The sequence below is a fragment of the uncultured Marinobacter sp. genome, from assembly GCF_963974375.1.
Lineage (GTDB): Bacteria > Pseudomonadota > Gammaproteobacteria > Pseudomonadales > Oleiphilaceae > Marinobacter.
This window is the reverse complement of the sequence record NZ_CAXBDN010000426.1, coordinates 1-1,997: the sequence shown is the minus strand read 5'-3', so window position 1 is coordinate 1,997 and position 1,997 is coordinate 1. Positions and strand designations below refer to the sequence as shown.

3 protein-coding genes are annotated in these 1,997 nt (G+C 57.5%); all 3 read left to right on the top strand.

The window, feature by feature from the left end:
- Positions 1 to 979, top strand: a 979-nt coding sequence (ccoG, locus tag AAC035_RS21020) for a cytochrome c oxidase accessory protein CcoG (RefSeq protein WP_339807066.1), incomplete at its 5' end; no start/stop codon positions are given.
- Between the two features lie 41 nt (positions 980 to 1,020).
- Positions 1,021 to 1,536: a FixH family protein gene (locus AAC035_RS21015; RefSeq protein ID WP_339807064.1), complete on the top strand. Its 516-nt coding sequence runs from the start codon at positions 1,021 to 1,023 to the stop codon at positions 1,534 to 1,536.
- A gap of 49 nt (positions 1,537 to 1,585) precedes the next feature.
- On the top strand, positions 1,586 to 1,997 hold a 412-nt coding region (locus AAC035_RS21010), incomplete at its 3' end, for a heavy metal translocating P-type ATPase metal-binding domain-containing protein (protein WP_339807067.1).

The following is a 1,997-nucleotide window of genomic DNA, read 5'->3' as shown; positions in this document are numbered from 1 at the left end:
GCTGCCCAACTCCCCGGAAAAGATCTTGCGCAAGTCCGCCAAGCACCTCGCCTGGCTATTGATAGCACTGGCGACCGGGCTGACGTTCGTCGGTTATTTCTACCCTGTCCGTGAATTGATTGCCGATATCTTCACGTTCCAGGCCAATGGCTGGGCGTTTTTCTGGGTCGGTTTTTTCACCGTAGCCACCTATCTTAACGCCGGCTGGATGCGGGAACAGGTCTGCCTTTATATGTGCCCCTACGCTCGCTTTCAGTCTGTCATGTTCGACAATAATACCCGCATCGTGTCGTACGATCCGGGCCGGGGCGAGCCCCGGGGCAGCCGCAAGAAATCGGCTGATCCGAAGGCCGAAGGGCTGGGCGACTGCATCGATTGTGGCCTCTGTGTTCAGGTCTGTCCCACCGGCATTGATATCCGCGATGGCCTGCAATATGAGTGTATCGGCTGCGCTCTGTGCATCGACGCCTGCGACATGGTCATGGACAAAATGGATTACCCGAGAGGGCTGATTCGCTACACCACTGAAAATGACCTTGAGGGCCGGCCGTCAAAACTGCTGCGACCGCGAACCTTTGGTTATGGCGCTGTTCTGCTGCTGATGCTGGCCGCCATAGCCTATACCATCGCCACCCGGGTCCCGCTGGGTCTGGATGTCGAACGGGACCGTGGCGCCCTCTTCAACTTCAACGGCAACGGCTGGGTAGAAAACAGCTACACCCTTATTATCCGGAACATGAGCGAAGTGCCGCAGAATCTGAGCATCTCGGTCGACGCGCTCGAAACCGCGCGCCTGCTCACCAGTTCCGAGATCAGTCTCGCCAGTGGCGAACATCTGACGCTGCCTGTCGTGGTCGAAGTGGATCCTGACGCGCTGACAGACATCAACCTGCCGATTCTGTTCCGTGTGGAATCGGCGACCGATGAAAGTCTCAATGCGGAAACTGAAAGCCGTTTTGTTGGTCCAAGACCACGCTGACCGGAAACCTGGTTACTGCCCAATCTGGAAGTTAAGACATTATGACTGAAAACGAAGTGATCAAACCCTGGTACCGCCAGCCCTGGTTCTGGTTTCTGGTGCTGTTCCCGGCCATGTCCATCGGCTATTGCGCCGTGGCCATTACCCTGGCAATTACCACCGAGAACTCGATGGTGACCGATGATTATTCCCGGGAAGGCCGTGGCATCAACCAGCTCATAGCCCGTGACACCATGGCCAGGGATATGGGCCTGAACGCCATGCTGCTGAGCCAGGGTCGAGACTTTGAGCTTGAGCTCAGTCGCGACAACGGCGCCGCCGATTATGACTACCTGATCCTGAAGCTTTACCACCCGACCCTGGAAGATCGTGACCGCGTTGCCCAGCTACGCAGAGTCGGACCTGGCAAATATACAGCGCAGGTACCAGGTAATATCGATGGCCGCTGGTACCTCGAACTGAACAGCCCCTCCAACGAGTGGCGTTTGCAGGGCGAAGGTTTTCTGCCGGCAGAGAACCAACTGCAGCTGAAACCTGACCTTCCTGAACGTGGCTGAAGACCAGGCCTGCTACCATTGCGGTGAGCTCACCGGCGATAAAGACCTTATCAGACCTGATCCGGCGAAGCCTGATCAGGTGTTCTGTTGCCATGGCTGCCATTCCGTTTTCAGGCTGATTCATGAAGAAGGCCTGGAAGGCTTCTATCGTCACCGTACCGAGCCGGCGGTCACCCCGAAATCCCTCAGTCAGGCTGAACAGGAACGACTGCGGCAACTCGACCACCCGGCCGCCCAGAAAGCCTTTGTCACACCGGTCAAAGGTGGCCTTGAAGCGTCCCTGCTGATTGGCGGAATAACCTGTGCCGCCTGTATCTGGTTGCTGGAGCGACATCTGTCGAAAATGCCCGGTGTCCTCTCGTTCCGGGTAAATCACACCACCCAGCGGGCCCGACTGGTCTGGTCGCCGGAACAGGGCCAGCTCAGCGAACTGCTGATGGCGGTCCATCAGCTGGGGTACA